This is a genomic window from Varibaculum prostatecancerukia (assembly GCF_943169825.2).
Lineage (GTDB): Bacteria > Actinomycetota > Actinomycetes > Actinomycetales > Actinomycetaceae > Varibaculum > Varibaculum prostatecancerukia.
In genome coordinates this window covers 2,018,892-2,033,594 of sequence record NZ_OW968402.1, presented here as the reverse complement: position 1 = coordinate 2,033,594, position 14,703 = coordinate 2,018,892, and the positions used below count along the sequence as shown (strand labels likewise).

Here is a 14,703-nt window from a genome sequence, read left to right as displayed (position 1 = left end):
CCGCACCGCGATATTGCAGGGATCAATGCATCCCTAACAGGGCAACACATCCACTAGGCTCCATTGATCTACCTGGGTTACCTCCTCTGGCACGATCGCCAGCGCATTTGCTTGATGTAGCGAAGCCACGAAATGAGAACGCGCCCCTAAGCGGTGAGTAGGGGTAATGGTAGGGGTATCGCCCACGCGCTGCGCCTCAGTTAAATGAACCGGAACGAACTGGCGTTTACCAGCAGGCGACTTCCAGGCCACCGTAGTGGTGGCGGCGCGAGTTTGCAGCGCAGCGCGTCCTTCCTTACCTGCGAGAGCCGCCAGAATTGGGCGCACAAACACATGAAAAGATACGAATACACTCACCGGGTTACCCGGCAAAGTTGCCACATAAACTGCGGCTCCATCGGGAGCCGGAATCGTGCCGAAACCTTGTGGTTTACCCGGCTGCATCGCCACTTTTGTAAACTCTAATCCTCCCGACAAGCCGACCTCTTTGACCACGTCATAGGCGCCAGCACTCACTCCGCCAGTAGTAACAATCAAATCCGCACCCTGAGCGGCCTGTTGCAAGGTTTTCGCAAACACTTCCGGCTCATCATCAGAGCTATAAACCCCAGATACGATCGCGTCTTGCCGACGCAACAACGCCTCCAGCAGCACCGAATTCGAGTCCGGGATCTGCGCTCCCTTCAGGCTCGCTCCCACCGGACGCAGCTCCAACCCGGTAGAAATAACCGCCACTCGCGGGCGGCGATAAACCGGCAACTCGGAATAACCAATCGAAACTGCCGAGGAAAGCGCAGCGGGAGTAAGTATCGTTCCCGCTTCCAGCACTAAATCACCGATGGCAGCGTCCTCGCCCGCCTTGCGCACATTCGCCCCTGCGCGGGGGCACTGCACGATCGTGACCTCTTTGGGTAGGGCAAGCGGGCCAGCCGGCAGGGTAGTGTCCTCGACTTTAATCACGGTATCGGCGCCGGCAGGCATGCGTGCACCAGTCATGATTCGGATGGCGTGCCCAGGGCTGAGTTGATAATCCGTGTTATCACCAGCGGGAATATCGGCTTCCACTGGTAAAGTGAGGGGTAAAGTTTTTTGTGCCCCGTCATCCCCTGGCGCGCTTGGCAAGTTATTTTTACTGACTGGTTTCGACGGATCTTCCTCGGCATGCTGTCCGTCTTCGCAAGAAGGGGGAATTTTATTATTTTCGAGGACGTCCGGCAGGTCGCAGGCGCGCACCGCAAACCCGTCCATAGCCGAGTTAGTAAAGGGCGGCACCGGAAAACGGGCAAACACGTCCTCTGCCAAAGTGGCTCCCAAAGCCTCCGCCACCGGCATTAGCGTAGGAGGAAGCGACTTTACCTGCATTAATACCTGGTTTAGGTATTCATCTACGGGTTTCATGATTGCCTATCCTTTCTGGGGTAGCTTTGTTCGCCTTGGCGCTCTCAAAATGTACTACGTTCCATTTCCCGCTGGCGGTATCGACGATCAATAATTTTCCGATAAGAGGTTCGCCCACTCCCACAATCATCTTGATAGCTTCAGTTGCCAAAATGGAGCCAGCTTGCCCGCAAACTGCCCCTAACACGCCATTTACCTTAGAAGTAGGGGTGGTTCCTTCCGGAGGTGCCACCGGATACAGATCCCGCAGGGTAAGTCCCTTGGCGAACACCGAAATCTGGAAGTTCATGGCCACTAAAGTTCCCCACAGATGCGGGCGGCCCACCTCGGCGCAAGTATCGGCAAGCAGATATTTAGCGGAAAAATTATCGGTCGCATCAATCACCAGGTCATACGCGCTAATAATGCTGCGGGCATTGTCGGGCGTTATCTTCGGTTCCAGTTGCACCCGTACATTCGGGTTCAAGCTATGGACGGTGGCCGCCGCCGACACCGATTTAACCTGCCCCAAGCTAGAAGCGGGATGAATAACTTGCCGCTGCAGGTTCGATTGCTCGACCCGGTCGGGATCCGAAATGCCCAGGGTGCCGACCCCGGCAGCACTTAAATACGCTAACGCCGGGGAACCTAGGCCCCCTGCGCCTACTACCAAAACCCGCGCGGCCTGCAAAGAGTCAATCCCGCACTCACCTATCCCGTCTACAGTGGCGGTGAGGCGATCACGTTCGGAAACCATCCGCGTCCTTTCCCCTAACTACTGCTTTATACTCTACCGGGAGAGCGCTTCAGGAGGGTGACAGATGCTATTGGACGTAAAAATTACAGAAAAACCCCTGGTAGATCCTAGTTCGTCTCCGGGGATAGCGGATATTCCCGCCACTTCCGGCGCGCGGGTGGTCTTTAACGGCTGCGTCCGCAACCACGACGGCGGTCAAGAAGTGACCCACCTGATTTATTCCGCGCATCCGGAGGCTGAAAAATTTCTGGTTAAAGCCGTCCGGGATGCGATTGACCATGTCCTTTCCGAGGGCGAGGGCGCGGTTTCCCCGGAGGCTGCTGGCACTAGCGTTGAAAGTTTGGATGCGGTTTTCGTACGCCACCGGATCGGGCGCCTAGAAATCGGAGAAACTGCCCTGCTAGTAGTGGTGGACGCACCCCACCGCGCCGCCGCCTTCAAAGTGAGCGCCGAGATCGTTGACCAGATTAAGGCGCAGGTGCCGATTTGGAAGGATCAATACTTCTCCAATGGAAGTAACCACTGGTCAAACTGTCCCTAAAATCCCCGCAGGTTAAAATCTGCCTCTTGTGCGCACCCAGGCGGATTTTGCCTCCCGCCCCGAAATCCGGAAAATGCTCTGGCATTTTCACGGATTTAGTGCCCGAGGCCTACCCTGAGGCATAAATCCGCCCGGGTGCTAAAGTTTCCGAATTCTTATGCCCACCGCGCCTACTCGGGAAAATCTCCTCCCCCGCTACTGATCTTTGATCCTTCCCTAGCCGTGACCCTTGTGCAAGGACAGGTTGACCAGTGTCGGAAAAAAGAAATGGCTGCAAATCGGCGCGTTGTTTGGTGTTCGATGCTTTTGGTTCTTCTTTATTTTTTATCCCTCGGTAGCGATCCGCTCCTGCACGCTAAGTGCATTTCTCCCTTTTCGGTAACCGAAAGCACCGCTCGCGTGGGGGAGCTGCCCGAAATATCAGGCGCTCCATGGCCAAGCGGAGCTTGCAACCCTAGCGTGGGGGAGAAGTTTTATCCGACCAGGCTAGGCGGGCGTAAGAATCGGAAAATGACTTGGTCATTTTTCGATTCTTTGGGCGGGAGGAAAAACTTCTCCCCGCGCATACCTGCTCGCTGACACTGTTAGCGCAGCTTTTACGGTTTAACCCAGAGTTCCGGATGGTTAAGGAAACGCTCAAATCCCATCAGGCAAGCTCCCTGCGCGGCGGTGAAAGTTCCATGCTGTCCCGGTTTTACGGTTATGCTGGACCACCTGGAGGATAGTAATCGGTATTTCAGCTCCGACATGAGGATCACTTCCATATAGTCAAAGAGCTGGGCGAAGTGACCACCCATGACCACAGTGTTTAGATCTAAAAGATTTAGTACGTTAGCGATAGTGGTTCCCAGGGATTTCGCGCATAAATCAACAGTCTTTCGAGCTTGAGTGTTTCCCTTTATCATCTGCTCGATTAGGGGATCTACCGACTCATCCAAGGGGAGATTCGCGCGAGTAAGCATCGCGTCTAATCCGGCGTATTGTTCTAGGCATCCATTGGAACCGCAACTGCACTTTGGGCCACTGGTATCTACGCATATATGACCGATTTCTCCTGCCCACCCGTGCTGTCCACTAAATAAACGACCTTCATATATCAATGCCGCACCTACCCCTACACCAGCCGATAAATACAGGAAATCGGAGGTATCGCCAATTTGACCAGGATTTTTATACAGCACTGAATACGCGGAAGCATCCGCTTCATTTACCACTGTTAGTGGGGTAGCAGCATATTTGTGGGAGGTAAAGAAATCTGTAATTTCAATGTCAATCCAGCCCAAGTTTGGCGCGGTTACAATTCGATGTTTAGCGTCTGAAACTAGACCCGGGATAGCCATTATTATTGAAGCAATATGAACTTCTGTGGGTGCTTTCCACTCTTCTAGCATCTGCACACAGCGACCTAGTATTACTTTTGGATCAGATAATCGAGCGTTAATCGGTTGTGAAACTTTATAGAGTTCCGCGCCAGACAAATCTGTAACCACTACCGAAATATATTGCAAAGCAACTTCAATACCTACAACGCAAAAAGTGCCACTTTTAGCAACCAGTGGTGCAGATGGTCTCCCGATTGTGGTGCGAACCGGATCGAGTTCAGTAAGAATGGCTAAACCAATTAACTCATCTACTAGGCGAGAGACCGTGGCTCGAGTTAATCCTGTCCTTTGTGCGACCTGCGCTCGCGATACGAATCTGTCTGCCCCCAAAACATTTTCCAGAATAAGAAGCAGATTTTCTTTTCTGATTGTTTGAGCGTTTTTCCCAGGTCTCATTTATCACTCCTTGAAATAGAGCATAGGAAAAATGCCACCGAACTGGCAATACTTTGCTTCACAGCTATATTTATTCTGCCAGTTCGGTGGCGATTGATAAAATTTTATTTTGTTTTATGCGACTCTTATTTCAGGTTGCCCTTGCGTAGACCATCTTCAATCTCCTCCAGGGAGCGATTGCGGGTTTCGAAAACCTTGCTGTGTACAAACCAAATTGCCAGTACACAAGCCGCCGCGTATCCGAAGAACAAGCTACCGGTCCCAAAGAAGTTGAGGAGGAAGGGGAAGGTTAGCGACACCACGGAGTTGGCACCCCAGTTAATGACCGCTCCGAAGGAGTTTCCGATACCGCGGATATTTAGGGGGAACATTTCCCCAATCATTACCCACATGACCGGTCCCCAAGTTGCTGAGAAAAAGGCGATGTAAATAGTTAACGCGATCGCGCAAATATACGCTGCGGTATGCGATTGGCTGGAAAAATGCATGCCGATGCTCATTACTAATAGAGAAATCGCCATACCGACAGCTCCTCCAATAAGCATTTTCTTGCGGTCAATCTTGTCCATTAACCAAATTCCGATTACGGTCACTATCACGTTGAAAACGCCGATTCCGATATGTGCAATTAACGCCGCCGAAACCCCAAACCCGACATCAGTGAAGATAGTGGGGGCGTAATAAAGTACGGTATTACAGCCCATTATCTGTTGGAAAATCGCCAAGCCAATGGCTGCTACCAGGGCTGGACGGGCAGTCTTGCCAAACAGTTCGCTCCAGGTACCTTCTTCCATATCAACCTGGTGCTGAATTTCCTTAATTTTTGTCTCGACTTCGGTTTCGTCGCCTTTATACATAGCGTTCAAATAGCGCCTTGCAACTTCAGGGCGACCTACTTTAACTAAGTAGCGAGGACTTTCAGGTAGGATCAATGCCCCAATGAACAAAATGGCCGAGGGAAGCGCTGCGATACCGAGCATCCAACGCCAACCGGTGTAGAAACCAGCAAAAGCGTAGTTGGTAATGTATGCCAGCAGAATCCCGGTCATCACCATCAGTTGGAACAAACCGGTTATGAAACCGCGCTTGGAAACTGGCGACATTTCCGATAGGTAGGTGGGAATTAGAGCGGAGGCGGTTCCGACTCCCAAACCGAGGATTAGACGGGAAATAATCAGCACCGCAACCCCGGATGCGATGCCGGATCCAATGGCACCAACGAAGAAAATTATGGAAGCCAGGAGGATGAGGCGGCGTCTCCCATAGCGGTCAGATAGGGGACCGATTACGGCGGCCCCCACTACTGCCCCTAGTAAGACGGAGCTAACTACCCAACCTTGACCCCAGGCATCAAGGTGGAGCTGGTCTTGAATAAATAGAATTGCACCTGAAATAACGCCGGTATCATATCCGAAGAGTAGTCCTCCTAGGGAACCGAACAGGTACACGAAAGTCATAGAAATTTTATTTTTTCGCATTTTTATCACCGATTATTTGCCGCATCATTGCAGCTTGTAGAGCTATTTTAGTAAGTTCCTTTTGGGAACTCGGTTATTGAGAGTGGGGTTGGGTTCAGACATTTTGTCTGAACCCAACCGGCGTGACTAGATGTCAGTTAATAACTAGGCGTCAGCGAGAGCTTTTACCAAGTAATTGTTCAAAGTAGCCTTGATGGTTTCTAGTTCCCCAGGTTCGTTAGCATTCATCAGTTCAGATTGCGTCTTGTCTAGGGAATACTCCTCCAAATCGGCCAAAGTAAACTGACCGTCCTCAATCTTCTTGCCTATTCCCTGGTCAAAGGAGGAATAGCGTTTTTGTAGGATTTCATCGATGAAGCCATCCTCTTTTAGCTTGGCGGCAACCAGTAGGCCAGCCGCATAGGAGTCCATCCCCACGATATGTGCTGCGAATAGATCTTCCTCGGTGTAAGAGCTACGCCGCGGTTTCGCATCGAAGTTGAGACCGCCGCGAGGACCGATGCTTCCTTCGGAAAGTACTTCCCACATTACTGCAGTGGTTTCGTACAGGTCGGAGGGGAATTCATCCAGATCCCAACCTAATAGTTTGTCCCCTTGGTTGGCATCCAGAGAGCCGAGCATCCCGGCAGAACGCGCAACTCGGACTTCGTGCTGATAGCTATGCCCTGCAAGGTTAGCGTGGTTGCCCTCTAAGTTAAGTTTGAAGCTGTCGTCCAAGCCGTAGGTCTTGAGGAACGCAATGCTGGTGGCGGCATCGAAATCGTACTGGTGAGTGGTGGGCTCTTTCGGTTTCGGTTCAATCAGGAATTGAGAGTCAAGACCTATCTCTTTCGCGTAATCCACAGCGGCATGGAAGAAGCTGGCCATATGGTCTTGTTCGCGCTTTAGATCTGTGTTCCACAGGTTTTCGTAGCCTTCACGCCCACCCCAGAACACGTAGTTTTCTGCTCCCAAACGTTTTGCAATTTCTAAACTGTGTTTAAGCTGGGCGCCCGAGTAGGCGAATACATCTGCAAAGGGGGAAGTAGCTGCCCCGGCTTGGAACCGCGGATTAGTGAACAAATTGCAAGTGTTCCAAAGAAGTTTTATTCCGGTTTCTTGCTGACGTTTTTCAATCCGGTCAACTACTTTGTCCAGGTTTTGATTAGTTTCCCGTAAGGTGTCGCCTTCGGGAGCGATGTCGCGGTCATGGAAGCAGAAGTATTCAACACCCAGTTTTTGATAAAACTCGAAGGAATAATCAACTTTGGCTAACGCCAGCTCCAGGGGGTCAGTAAGAGAGTCGTAGGGGCGTTGCGCGGTTCCCTCGCCAAAGGGATCCACCAACCGCTGTTGGAAGCTGTGCCAATAGGCGACCCCGAAGCGTAGCCATTCCGACATTTTCTTCCCTGCGACAACTTTGTCTGGTTGATAAAAGTGGAATCCTAGTCCTTGTCGTGGATCATCGTTCCCAACAAAGGGAATAGCATCCGTTTTCCATAGATCTGACATAAATGTACCTCCTCGTACGAGCCCATCGGTAAGAGTGTCTTTTTCACCCAAACCAGAGATCGACTGTTTGTTGTGTAACAAAACAAAGGCTAGCACAGAAATAAAATAATTATCAAAGTGAGTTATATCACGTATATTTCCTGCAAAAATAACCTTGACCAATCTTTTATAGCTCAATAGACTATGTTTGAGACTAAAACAAAGTAATTGTTGGCGGAGTGGTCTAGCCCAAAGAAGGGCGAATACTCACGCTCCATACCCTGTAGGAGAAAAATGACTTTAGTAGCTGGGATAGATTCCTCAACTCAATCTTGTAAAGTTCTGGTAATCGAAGTAGAAACTGGGAAAATTGTCCGACAAGGGAAAATGCCCCATCCGGAAGGAACTGAAGTAGCTCCCAGCTCTTGGCTGGAGGCGTTTCGTGCAGCCGCTACCCAGGTGGGTGGTCTCAATGACGTCACTGCGCTCGCGGTTGGAGGACAACAGCATGGCATGGTGCTACTTGATGAAGCAGGAAAAGTAATTCGGCCGGCGCAACTTTGGAATGACACGAAATCAGCAGAAAGCGCAGAGGCTCTAATTAAAGAAAAAGGTGCCAATTTCTGGGCTCAGGCAGTTGGTTCCGTGCCAGTTGCTTCGCTTACCGTTTCAAAACTGCGTTGGATAGCTGATCATGAAAAAGAAAACTTAAACCGGATTGCAGCAATCTGTTTGCCCCATGATTGGTTGACCTGGAGAATTCGCGGATCTAATGATTTGCGTGAACTAGTTACTGATCGTTCAGATGCCTCGGGAACGGGATATGTGGATTGTGAGGACGGATCCTACCGCTATGACATTTTGGCTCATGCGCTGCGAATATCAGAAGAACAAGCGCGAAAAATAATCTTGCCGCGCATTGCGGAACCCTACGAAAAAGTAGGTAACGCCAGCGCAGAGTTTGGTGGGGGTATTTTGGGGCCCGGATGTGGGGATAACGCCGGTGCGGCTTTGGGGCTAAACCTTCAGGAGGGAGAGGCCTCGCTTTCCTTAGGAACATCCGGAGTGGTGGCGGCAGTTTCTAGCCATCCTCTTCGTGATTCGAAAAGCGGAGTTACCTGTTTCATGGATGCCACCGGAAAGTGGTTACCACTCGCGTGTACTATTAACGGTTCGCAAATACAAGACTACTTTTGTCGGATTTTAGGGATTAGTTACGCCGAACTTGATGAGCTCGCTGCCAAGGGTGAAACCTGTTGCGGGGGAATGACATTATTGCCCTATTTTGCCGGGGAACGCACCCCGAATCTTCCCGAGGCTACCGCCAGCATTTTCGGCATGACTCCCCAAGCGATGACTAAAGAGAATTTCGCCAGGCTTGCTTTCGAAGGTATAGCTTGCCACATGCGCGCAGCGCTTGAATCTGTGCGGGCTGGCGGGGTCACGGTGAACAAAGCGATGCTGATAGGGGGAGCAGCAAAATCAACGGTTTTAGCGCAGATACTTGCCGACATCTTGCAGATTCCGCTACGTCTGCCCGAACCCGGCGAATATGTTGCCAAAGGAGCCGCCCGTCAGGCCGCAATCGTTGCTGGCGAAGTTCCCGGGGAAAACTGGGAACCACATTTCAGTGCGGAAATACAACCAAAAGAAGAAAATTCCGCGTGGGAACGGTATCTACCCCTAATGGAAAAAATGCTTTAGGTCCATCCGTCCTGCGGGTATTTGATAGCCGTAAGCATTGCGCGGGGAAGAAGTTTTATCCGATCAGGCTAGGCGGGCGTAAGAATCAAAAAATGACTTGGTCATTTTTCGATTCGTTGGGCGGGAGAAAAAACTTATTTCCCGCGCACATTCGGGTGCTGCTTCTAACCACCTGCAAAGGGCGGGAGGACATCCAGTTGGCCGTTAGTGGCGGATTCGCCGAGGGGAGTGTCGCCATCGGCGAGGGCACCATCGACTAGGAAAGAACTAACCTCCAGGATTGGTGCCAGGTCATTGTTGCTGGCGGCTTGGGCGATTTCTCGCAGAGTCTGGTTAGCATCTGCTGCCACCCGCGCACTGTCAACTCCGGCTGCCTGGGCAGCGCCAGCGAAAAAACGTACAGTTACCACGCTTTAGCCTCCAATCTGAGAAAGAGAATAGGTTCTGCGTTCCGCCGTTATTTCGGTGTGACCAGCGGGTTTAGCTGCTTGCGCGCTCAGCCAAAGCTGAGCAAGTTCTTCATTGGAGGCACCTTGGCGCAAAGGAGCTAGCAAATCCACAAAGGATAGGGAGAACAGACAGGAATAGACTCTGCCATTGGCAGAGAGGCGCGTACGGTCACAGCTGGCACAGAAGGGAGCTGACTCCGAGGCAATAACCCCGATAATGCCGGCGGGATAATCACTGCCAGCTGCCACGTTCCAGCGGCGCGCGGGAGCGGCCGGATCGGTTTCAATCGAGGTGAGAGTGAAACATTCCTGCAGGCGCCGGAAAATATCGCTGGCATGAGGACGTACAGCCGCCGAACCGCCCAGGGGGCCAATGGGCATAAATTCGATAGCCCGCCACTGGAAACCGCGTCGCAGCGCAAAGCGCACCAGATCTGGTAATTCCTCTAAAGATTTTTGATCCAGAATCACCGAGTTAAGTTTTACGGGGTCAAGGCCGCTACCTGGCAGTTTTTCTAAAGCCGCTGCGACCTCAGAAAATCGGTCACGCTTAGCAAGCGCAAAATAACGGTCGGGATCTAAAGTATCTAAAGAAATATTGATTCTCCCTAAACCTGCCTCTACCAGGGAATCTATCCGGGTAGCTAAACCAATAGCGTTGGTAGTCAGGGCAATCTCGGCAGGCAAATCAGCCTCAATGAATGCCTGGCGAATCTTGCGGATAATTTCCTCTAAATCGGGGCGTAAAAGGGGTTCGCCCCCGGTTAAGCGAACCTTGCGAATCCCTAGTGACAGCGCCACTTGCGCAAGACGCCCAAACTCGCGGGGAGTTAGTAGATCCTGGCGGGGAATCCAGGTGTCGGCGTCCTCGGGTAGGCAATAGCTGCAGCGCAAATTACAGCGATCAGTAACCGATATGCGCAGGTCTTTAGCAACCCGACCCCAGCGGTCAAGTAGCTGACGCGGAGGTTTTATTCCCCCGGATTCTGCGCCCATTATCCCTCCTATCGCTATTCGCGGTTTGCAAGCTTTCTAGTATTGCTGGTCTTTCGCTAATTTCTGCAGCTGAGCAATAGTTTCTTGCGCATCAGCGCCTTCGCCACAGACATAACCGGCAAGAAACGCAGTTAGCGGGGCTCCCGGACGGGAGGGTCCATGCGCCACCGTTCCAATCAGCGACAGTAACTCTGATTCCACCGCTTTTAGGGGATCCTCCGCTAGTTGTAGTTCCGCTCGCACTGCTTTTAACCAGCGATGCATCTGTGCCATCTTTTCCGGATCATCCTTCTTGTTGTGGCCAGCCATCAGATTCCCCTTTCGATTGCTGCAAGTGATTCGGGTTTGCTTTTTATGTCTCAAATCCTAACGATATCAGGGAAGATAGCCTGGGCTAGGGCTTTGTTTTCCGAGGGCCTAGGTAAGGGAAATACGTGCGGATATCAAGAAATTATGATTACTCAGGAGCGGAAGAAGCTTCGGAATGTTTCCGTTTTCGCCAAATCTTGCCGAAGAGACCCCGCAGGCTACCGCCGCCTCTGATCCAGTCGTTGATAGCGGAGATCCCTACCGCCAGCAGGTAAAGTCCAATTAGCACCGACATTTGTAGAATCATCGGCCAGGCGGTGGGGAGGGGATTGGCGACAGCCGAAAAAACAGCGGCAATCACTACTGCCCAACGCCAGCCTTTCAACATGGTTTTAGCTTTCATTACTCCCGCAAAGTTGAGTGCCACTAAGATTTCGGGCGCCAGGCACGACAGCCCAAACGCCAGCACCAGGCGCATGAAGAAGGTGATATAGGAATCCGCCCGCAGCAGCATTACGGATCCGTCTGGGGTGAAAGAGTTCAGAATCGAAACTGCCTTGGGGATAACCCACATTCCGGAGAGGGCGCCTCCGCTGAACAGCAAGATTCCGACTAAACCAAAACTGACGATATAGATTTTTTCTTTGCGCTTTAAACCCGGAGCGATAAACGCCCCGATCTGGAAAATCCACCAGGGCGCGGAAATCAGCACCCCTAACCACAGGGACACTTGGATCCGCATATCAAAGGCGGCGCCAATCGTCTGGAAGTTTAATTGTGGAGCCTGCCCACTAACCGCCTGCAGCGGTGCTTGCATCCAATTTAAGGTAGGAGTAACTAAGAACCAGCCGGCGATCGCGGCTACGAAAATACCTGCCAGCGCCAGCAGCAAACGTTTGCGCAGTTCCAGCAGATGTTCAGTCACCCGCATTCGAGCTTGCGGGTTAGTCTTTTTTTGTCCCGGCATAGGGGCTGCAGCGGCTATTTATTTCCAGGCGGGTCAGCGGTATCGGACTGCCCGCTAGCGACTTGGCCAGATGGATCTTGCCCGCTGGTCTGGGACGGCGCAGGTGAGGCCGGGGTGGCGGGGAGTTGGGGATTTTGGGTTCCTGCCGCTACCTGCTTATTGGTGTCATCTTCGCTGAGGTCAGATAACTCAGACTTCAAAACTTTCGCAGATTTACCGATATTGCGGGCAATGTCGGGCAGCTTCGAGGCCCCAAAAACAATGATCAACACCAGGAGCAGGATGAGAATATGTACTGGCCTCACGGTGGTGCCCTTCCTTTCTTGCAGACGGCATCTAAAATTGCCTTCCCCAATTGTAGCGGGGATAGGCGGTAAATAGGTTACTCCTATCGAGAATAGCTAAAACTTACCAGGTTAACCAGGAAATTTTTGGGGTTATATAACGCACGCCCCGTTAATGCTGGTTGCGTCCACGATAATCGTCCTCTAAACGAGGTAGTCTGAGGACGGGAGGCAAAACGTGAGCGAGTTTATTGGTGAAGACAGGGCGGGAGCCCAGGCTATAGCGGATTTGATGGCCAGGAAAAAGACGATCGTGGTCGCGGGCGCCGGCATGTCCACCGATGCGGGGATTCCGGATTATCGCGGCACCGGTTCTTCCGGGATGCCCACCGTCGATATGGATCAGTTCCTAGGAGAGCTTTATTGGCAAAAATGGGTGTGGCGGCGCAATCAAGAAACCTGGAAAACCGTGGCGCGGCTGCAGCCTACCCCGGGGCACTACGCTTTAGCCCGGCTAGAGGAAGCGGGGCTGATTAACTGCATCGCCACCCAAAACGTAGACGGCCTAGACCGCAAGGCAGGCTGTAAGAATGTGCAGCTGCTGCACGGTACTTTCGAGGAAGTTCAATGTTTGGGGTGCGGAGCAGTATTTTCGCGCGAACATATTGACCAGGAGTTACGCAAACTCAATCCGGACGTAAAAGACGACCCCGACCCTAAGAATGTGGCAGTTTTGGCGGCAGCCGATGAACGGACGGCGCGTGCCTGCCAGTTCAACCTGCTTTCTTGTCCGCGTTGCGGCGGGATTATCAAACCGGGAATCGTCTTTTTCGGGGAAGCATTGCCAGGTGAGGCCATGGATCGTTCTTTCGCGGCTGCGCGGGAAGCGGACGTAGTGCTGGCAGTAGGCACTTCCCTGGCGGTGCTGACGGGGCTATGGGTTTTGCGGGAAGCCTGGGGAACCGGAGCCAAAGTAGCGGTGATTAACCGGGGACCCACTGCCGCTGATTCCCTCGCAGACGTGCGGGTGTCGGGCGGCGCTTCCCAAGTATTAACCCAAGTAGCAGAGATTTTACTGGACTAAAGTTTTCAGAGTCCGGGGATAACGGGTTAACACCCGAATGGGGATGCAGGTCTTTGGTATAGATAACGCTATCCATCTTGGTTGGGGTGTCGGCGGAAATATGGTTCCCAAAGAAGAAATGGACTCCTATAGTCCTAGAACTGCTTTTGCGATCAAGAAATAGATGACTAGACCTGATGCGTCTAGCAGCGTTGAGATGAAGGGGTTGGCGAAGACTGCTGGGTCGATGCCGAACTTGCGTGCCACTAGAGGCATGAAGCCGCCGACCGTGGCAGCTAGTGTGCAGATAGACAGCAGGGTTAGCCCGATGACTGCACCTATTTGTGGGCCATAAAAAATGCTGGTTAGCGCAAATCCGAGTGTTCCGATGAGGGTGCCTAATAGTGCTCCGACTCGGATTTCTCTAGAGATCACTCTGAGCCCGTCGCCCATCTTTATGTCACTCAACGCGATGGCGCGGGTGACAGTGGTGGCCGCTTGATTTCCGGTGTTGCCGCCGGTGCCGATGAGCAGGGGCACGAAAACTGACAGCACAACCATTTGGGCGATAGTGGATTCGAATGTTTCTAGGACGTGAATAGTTAGGGTTGCTCCGATAGCTAGCACTAAAAGCCACACCACTCTGGCCTTAACAAAGTCGCCTATTGGGGTGGCTAGGTAAGGTCTGCGAAGCGGTTCTGCGCCGGAGATGCGTGCTTGATCCTCGTTGTTGGCATATTCGAGGATGTCGAGGGCGTCACTTAATGGCAGAATGCCGAGCAGCCGTTTCTCTTGATCGACGACAGGTAAGGCGAGTCGGTGTCGATCTGCGCACATCCGAGCCGCATATTCTGCTGGTTGAGTGGCGTTAACGCTATCTCCATGTTTCATCAAGTCCTTGATGAGGGTAGTTTTATCGGCGCCCATGATGTCTCTAAGGCTTACTACGCCTACAAGTTTCTTTTCGGCTGAGGTTACGGGCACCGTGTAGATAGTTTCTACGTTATCAAGCACTTTTGTCAGGTAGGCTAGAGCCTTTTCAACGCTATCTGTGGGGTGGACGGTAGCGAATTTTGGGCTCATTCTTCGTCCGACGGATTTTTCTGGATACCCCAGTACAATGCCGGTAAGGTCGCGTTCGGTGGGGCTGAGGCCAGCCAAAATCTTTGTGGCAACAGACGCTGGCAATTCGTCAAGCAATTCTGCCCGGTCATGCGGATCCATAGCTTCTACAACGGCAGATATATGATCACCGCGTAGCGCACTGACCAGGTCGGCTTGGACGGCAGGGTCCAGCAAATCAAAAACGGCTATAGCGGTGGTCTTGGGAAGAGTCCTAAATAGCAATGCACGTTGATGGAAGTTTGATCTTTCCATCAACACCTTTATTTCGCGGGCAGGTGCTGCAGAAACAATCTGGTTAATCTTTTGTAAATTTTGTGATTGAAAAGCCTGGTGAAGTCTTGTCTCTAAGCCTTGCAAAAGTTTCGAATCCATATCGCCCTCCAGCTTTAGCGCCGTGAAACCCGA

The 14,703-nt window shown here is 52.0% G+C and carries 14 protein-coding genes; 3 read left to right on the top strand and 11 right to left on the bottom strand.

What is annotated here, in order from left to right:
* Positions 1–33: 33 nt before the first annotated feature.
* Together KO216_RS08750 and KO216_RS08745 are read right to left on the bottom strand one after the other, a co-directional pair.
* Positions 34–1,362 carry a molybdopterin molybdotransferase MoeA gene (locus KO216_RS08750; RefSeq protein ID WP_422100000.1) on the bottom strand — a complete coding sequence of 443 codons (1,329 nt, stop codon included), beginning with the start codon at positions 1,360–1,362 and terminating at the stop codon, positions 34–36.
* Between the two features lie 19 nt (positions 1,363–1,381).
* On the bottom strand, positions 1,382–2,134 hold the full coding sequence (locus tag KO216_RS08745; RefSeq protein ID WP_215523818.1) for a HesA/MoeB/ThiF family protein: 753 nt from the start codon (positions 2,132–2,134) through the stop codon (positions 1,382–1,384).
* Between the two features lie 64 nt (positions 2,135–2,198).
* Here KO216_RS08745 and KO216_RS08740 point away from each other — a divergent pair, with 64 nt between their 5' ends.
* Positions 2,199–2,675: a molybdenum cofactor biosynthesis protein MoaE gene (locus KO216_RS08740; RefSeq protein ID WP_215523817.1), complete on the top strand. Its 477-nt coding sequence runs from the start codon at positions 2,199–2,201 to the stop codon at positions 2,673–2,675.
* A 596-nt stretch (positions 2,676–3,271) separates the two neighbouring features.
* Here the strand turns inward: KO216_RS08740 and KO216_RS08735 are convergent.
* The 3 genes from KO216_RS08735 to xylA form a co-directional block, all read right to left on the bottom strand.
* Positions 3,272–4,453 carry an ROK family transcriptional regulator gene (locus tag KO216_RS08735; protein WP_215523816.1) on the bottom strand — a complete coding sequence of 394 codons (1,182 nt, stop codon included), beginning with the start codon at positions 4,451–4,453 and terminating at the stop codon, positions 3,272–3,274.
* A gap of 125 nt (positions 4,454–4,578) precedes the next feature.
* Positions 4,579–5,931 (bottom strand): sugar porter family MFS transporter, encoded by a 1,353-nt coding sequence (locus KO216_RS08730; protein WP_071129030.1) that lies wholly within the window; start codon positions 5,929–5,931, stop codon positions 4,579–4,581.
* A gap of 144 nt (positions 5,932–6,075) precedes the next feature.
* Positions 6,076–7,422, bottom strand: a complete 1,347-nt coding sequence (gene xylA, locus KO216_RS08725) for a xylose isomerase (RefSeq protein WP_215523815.1) — start codon at positions 7,420–7,422, stop codon at positions 6,076–6,078.
* A 273-nt stretch (positions 7,423–7,695) separates the two neighbouring features.
* Between xylA and xylB the strand changes: the two genes are divergently transcribed.
* Positions 7,696–9,105, top strand: a complete 1,410-nt coding sequence (xylB, locus tag KO216_RS08720; protein WP_215523814.1) for a xylulokinase — start codon at positions 7,696–7,698, stop codon at positions 9,103–9,105.
* A gap of 164 nt (positions 9,106–9,269) precedes the next feature.
* Here xylB and KO216_RS08715 read toward each other — a convergent pair whose 3' ends face one another.
* The 5 genes from KO216_RS08715 to tatA all read right to left on the bottom strand — a co-directional run bounded on the left by KO216_RS08715 (position 9,270) and on the right by tatA (position 12,131).
* Positions 9,270–9,515 (bottom strand): MoaD/ThiS family protein, encoded by a 246-nt coding sequence (locus KO216_RS08715; protein WP_215523813.1) that lies wholly within the window; start codon positions 9,513–9,515, stop codon positions 9,270–9,272.
* 3 nt (positions 9,516–9,518) lie between these two features.
* Positions 9,519–10,550 carry a GTP 3',8-cyclase MoaA gene (gene moaA / locus KO216_RS08710; RefSeq protein ID WP_215523812.1) on the bottom strand — a complete coding sequence of 344 codons (1,032 nt, stop codon included), beginning with the start codon at positions 10,548–10,550 and terminating at the stop codon, positions 9,519–9,521.
* Positions 10,551–10,586: 36 nt separating this feature from the next.
* Positions 10,587–10,859 (bottom strand): DUF6457 domain-containing protein, encoded by a 273-nt coding sequence (locus KO216_RS08705; protein ID WP_215523811.1) that lies wholly within the window; start codon positions 10,857–10,859, stop codon positions 10,587–10,589.
* 148 nt (positions 10,860–11,007) lie between these two features.
* Complete coding sequence (gene tatC, locus KO216_RS08700; RefSeq protein ID WP_251452021.1) at positions 11,008–11,826, bottom strand: twin-arginine translocase subunit TatC; 819 nt, start codon at positions 11,824–11,826, stop codon at positions 11,008–11,010.
* A gap of 14 nt (positions 11,827–11,840) precedes the next feature.
* Positions 11,841–12,131: a Sec-independent protein translocase subunit TatA gene (tatA, locus tag KO216_RS08695; protein ID WP_215523810.1), complete on the bottom strand. Its 291-nt coding sequence runs from the start codon at positions 12,129–12,131 to the stop codon at positions 11,841–11,843.
* Positions 12,132–12,348: 217 nt separating this feature from the next.
* Between tatA and KO216_RS08690 the strand changes: the two genes are divergently transcribed.
* Positions 12,349–13,194 carry an SIR2 family NAD-dependent protein deacylase gene (locus KO216_RS08690; protein ID WP_251452019.1) on the top strand — a complete coding sequence of 282 codons (846 nt, stop codon included), beginning with the start codon at positions 12,349–12,351 and terminating at the stop codon, positions 13,192–13,194.
* Between the two features lie 126 nt (positions 13,195–13,320).
* Here the strand turns inward: KO216_RS08690 and mgtE are convergent, their stop codons facing one another.
* Positions 13,321–14,670: a magnesium transporter gene (gene mgtE, locus KO216_RS08685; RefSeq protein ID WP_215523809.1), complete on the bottom strand. Its 1,350-nt coding sequence runs from the start codon at positions 14,668–14,670 to the stop codon at positions 13,321–13,323.
* Positions 14,671–14,703: the final 33 nt, after the last annotated feature.

Bases quoted from the DNA above. Each gene is read 5' to 3' on its own strand.
- moaA (WP_215523812.1), bottom strand. From the start codon at position 10,550: ATGGGCGCAGAATCCGGGGGAATAAAACCTCCGCGTCAGCTACTTGAC.
- KO216_RS08745 (WP_215523818.1), bottom strand. From the start codon at position 2,134: ATGGTTTCCGAACGTGATCGCCTCACCGCCACTGTAGACGGGATAGGT.
- KO216_RS08730 (WP_071129030.1), bottom strand. From the start codon at position 5,931: ATGCGAAAAAATAAAATTTCTATGACTTTCGTGTACCTGTTCGGTTCC.
- KO216_RS08735 (WP_215523816.1), bottom strand. From the start codon at position 4,453: ATGAGACCTGGGAAAAACGCTCAAACAATCAGAAAAGAAAATCTGCTT.
- KO216_RS08750 (WP_422100000.1), bottom strand. From the start codon at position 1,362: ATGCAGGTAAAGTCGCTTCCTCCTACGCTAATGCCGGTGGCGGAGGCT.
- mgtE (WP_215523809.1), bottom strand. From the start codon at position 14,670: ATGGATTCGAAACTTTTGCAAGGCTTAGAGACAAGACTTCACCAGGCT.
- tatC (WP_251452021.1), bottom strand. From the start codon at position 11,826: ATGCCGGGACAAAAAAAGACTAACCCGCAAGCTCGAATGCGGGTGACT.
- xylB (WP_215523814.1), top strand. From the start codon at position 7,696: ATGACTTTAGTAGCTGGGATAGATTCCTCAACTCAATCTTGTAAAGTT.
- KO216_RS08740 (WP_215523817.1), top strand. From the start codon at position 2,199: ATGCTATTGGACGTAAAAATTACAGAAAAACCCCTGGTAGATCCTAGT.
- xylA (WP_215523815.1), bottom strand. From the start codon at position 7,422: ATGTCAGATCTATGGAAAACGGATGCTATTCCCTTTGTTGGGAACGAT.
- KO216_RS08705 (WP_215523811.1), bottom strand. From the start codon at position 10,859: ATGGCTGGCCACAACAAGAAGGATGATCCGGAAAAGATGGCACAGATG.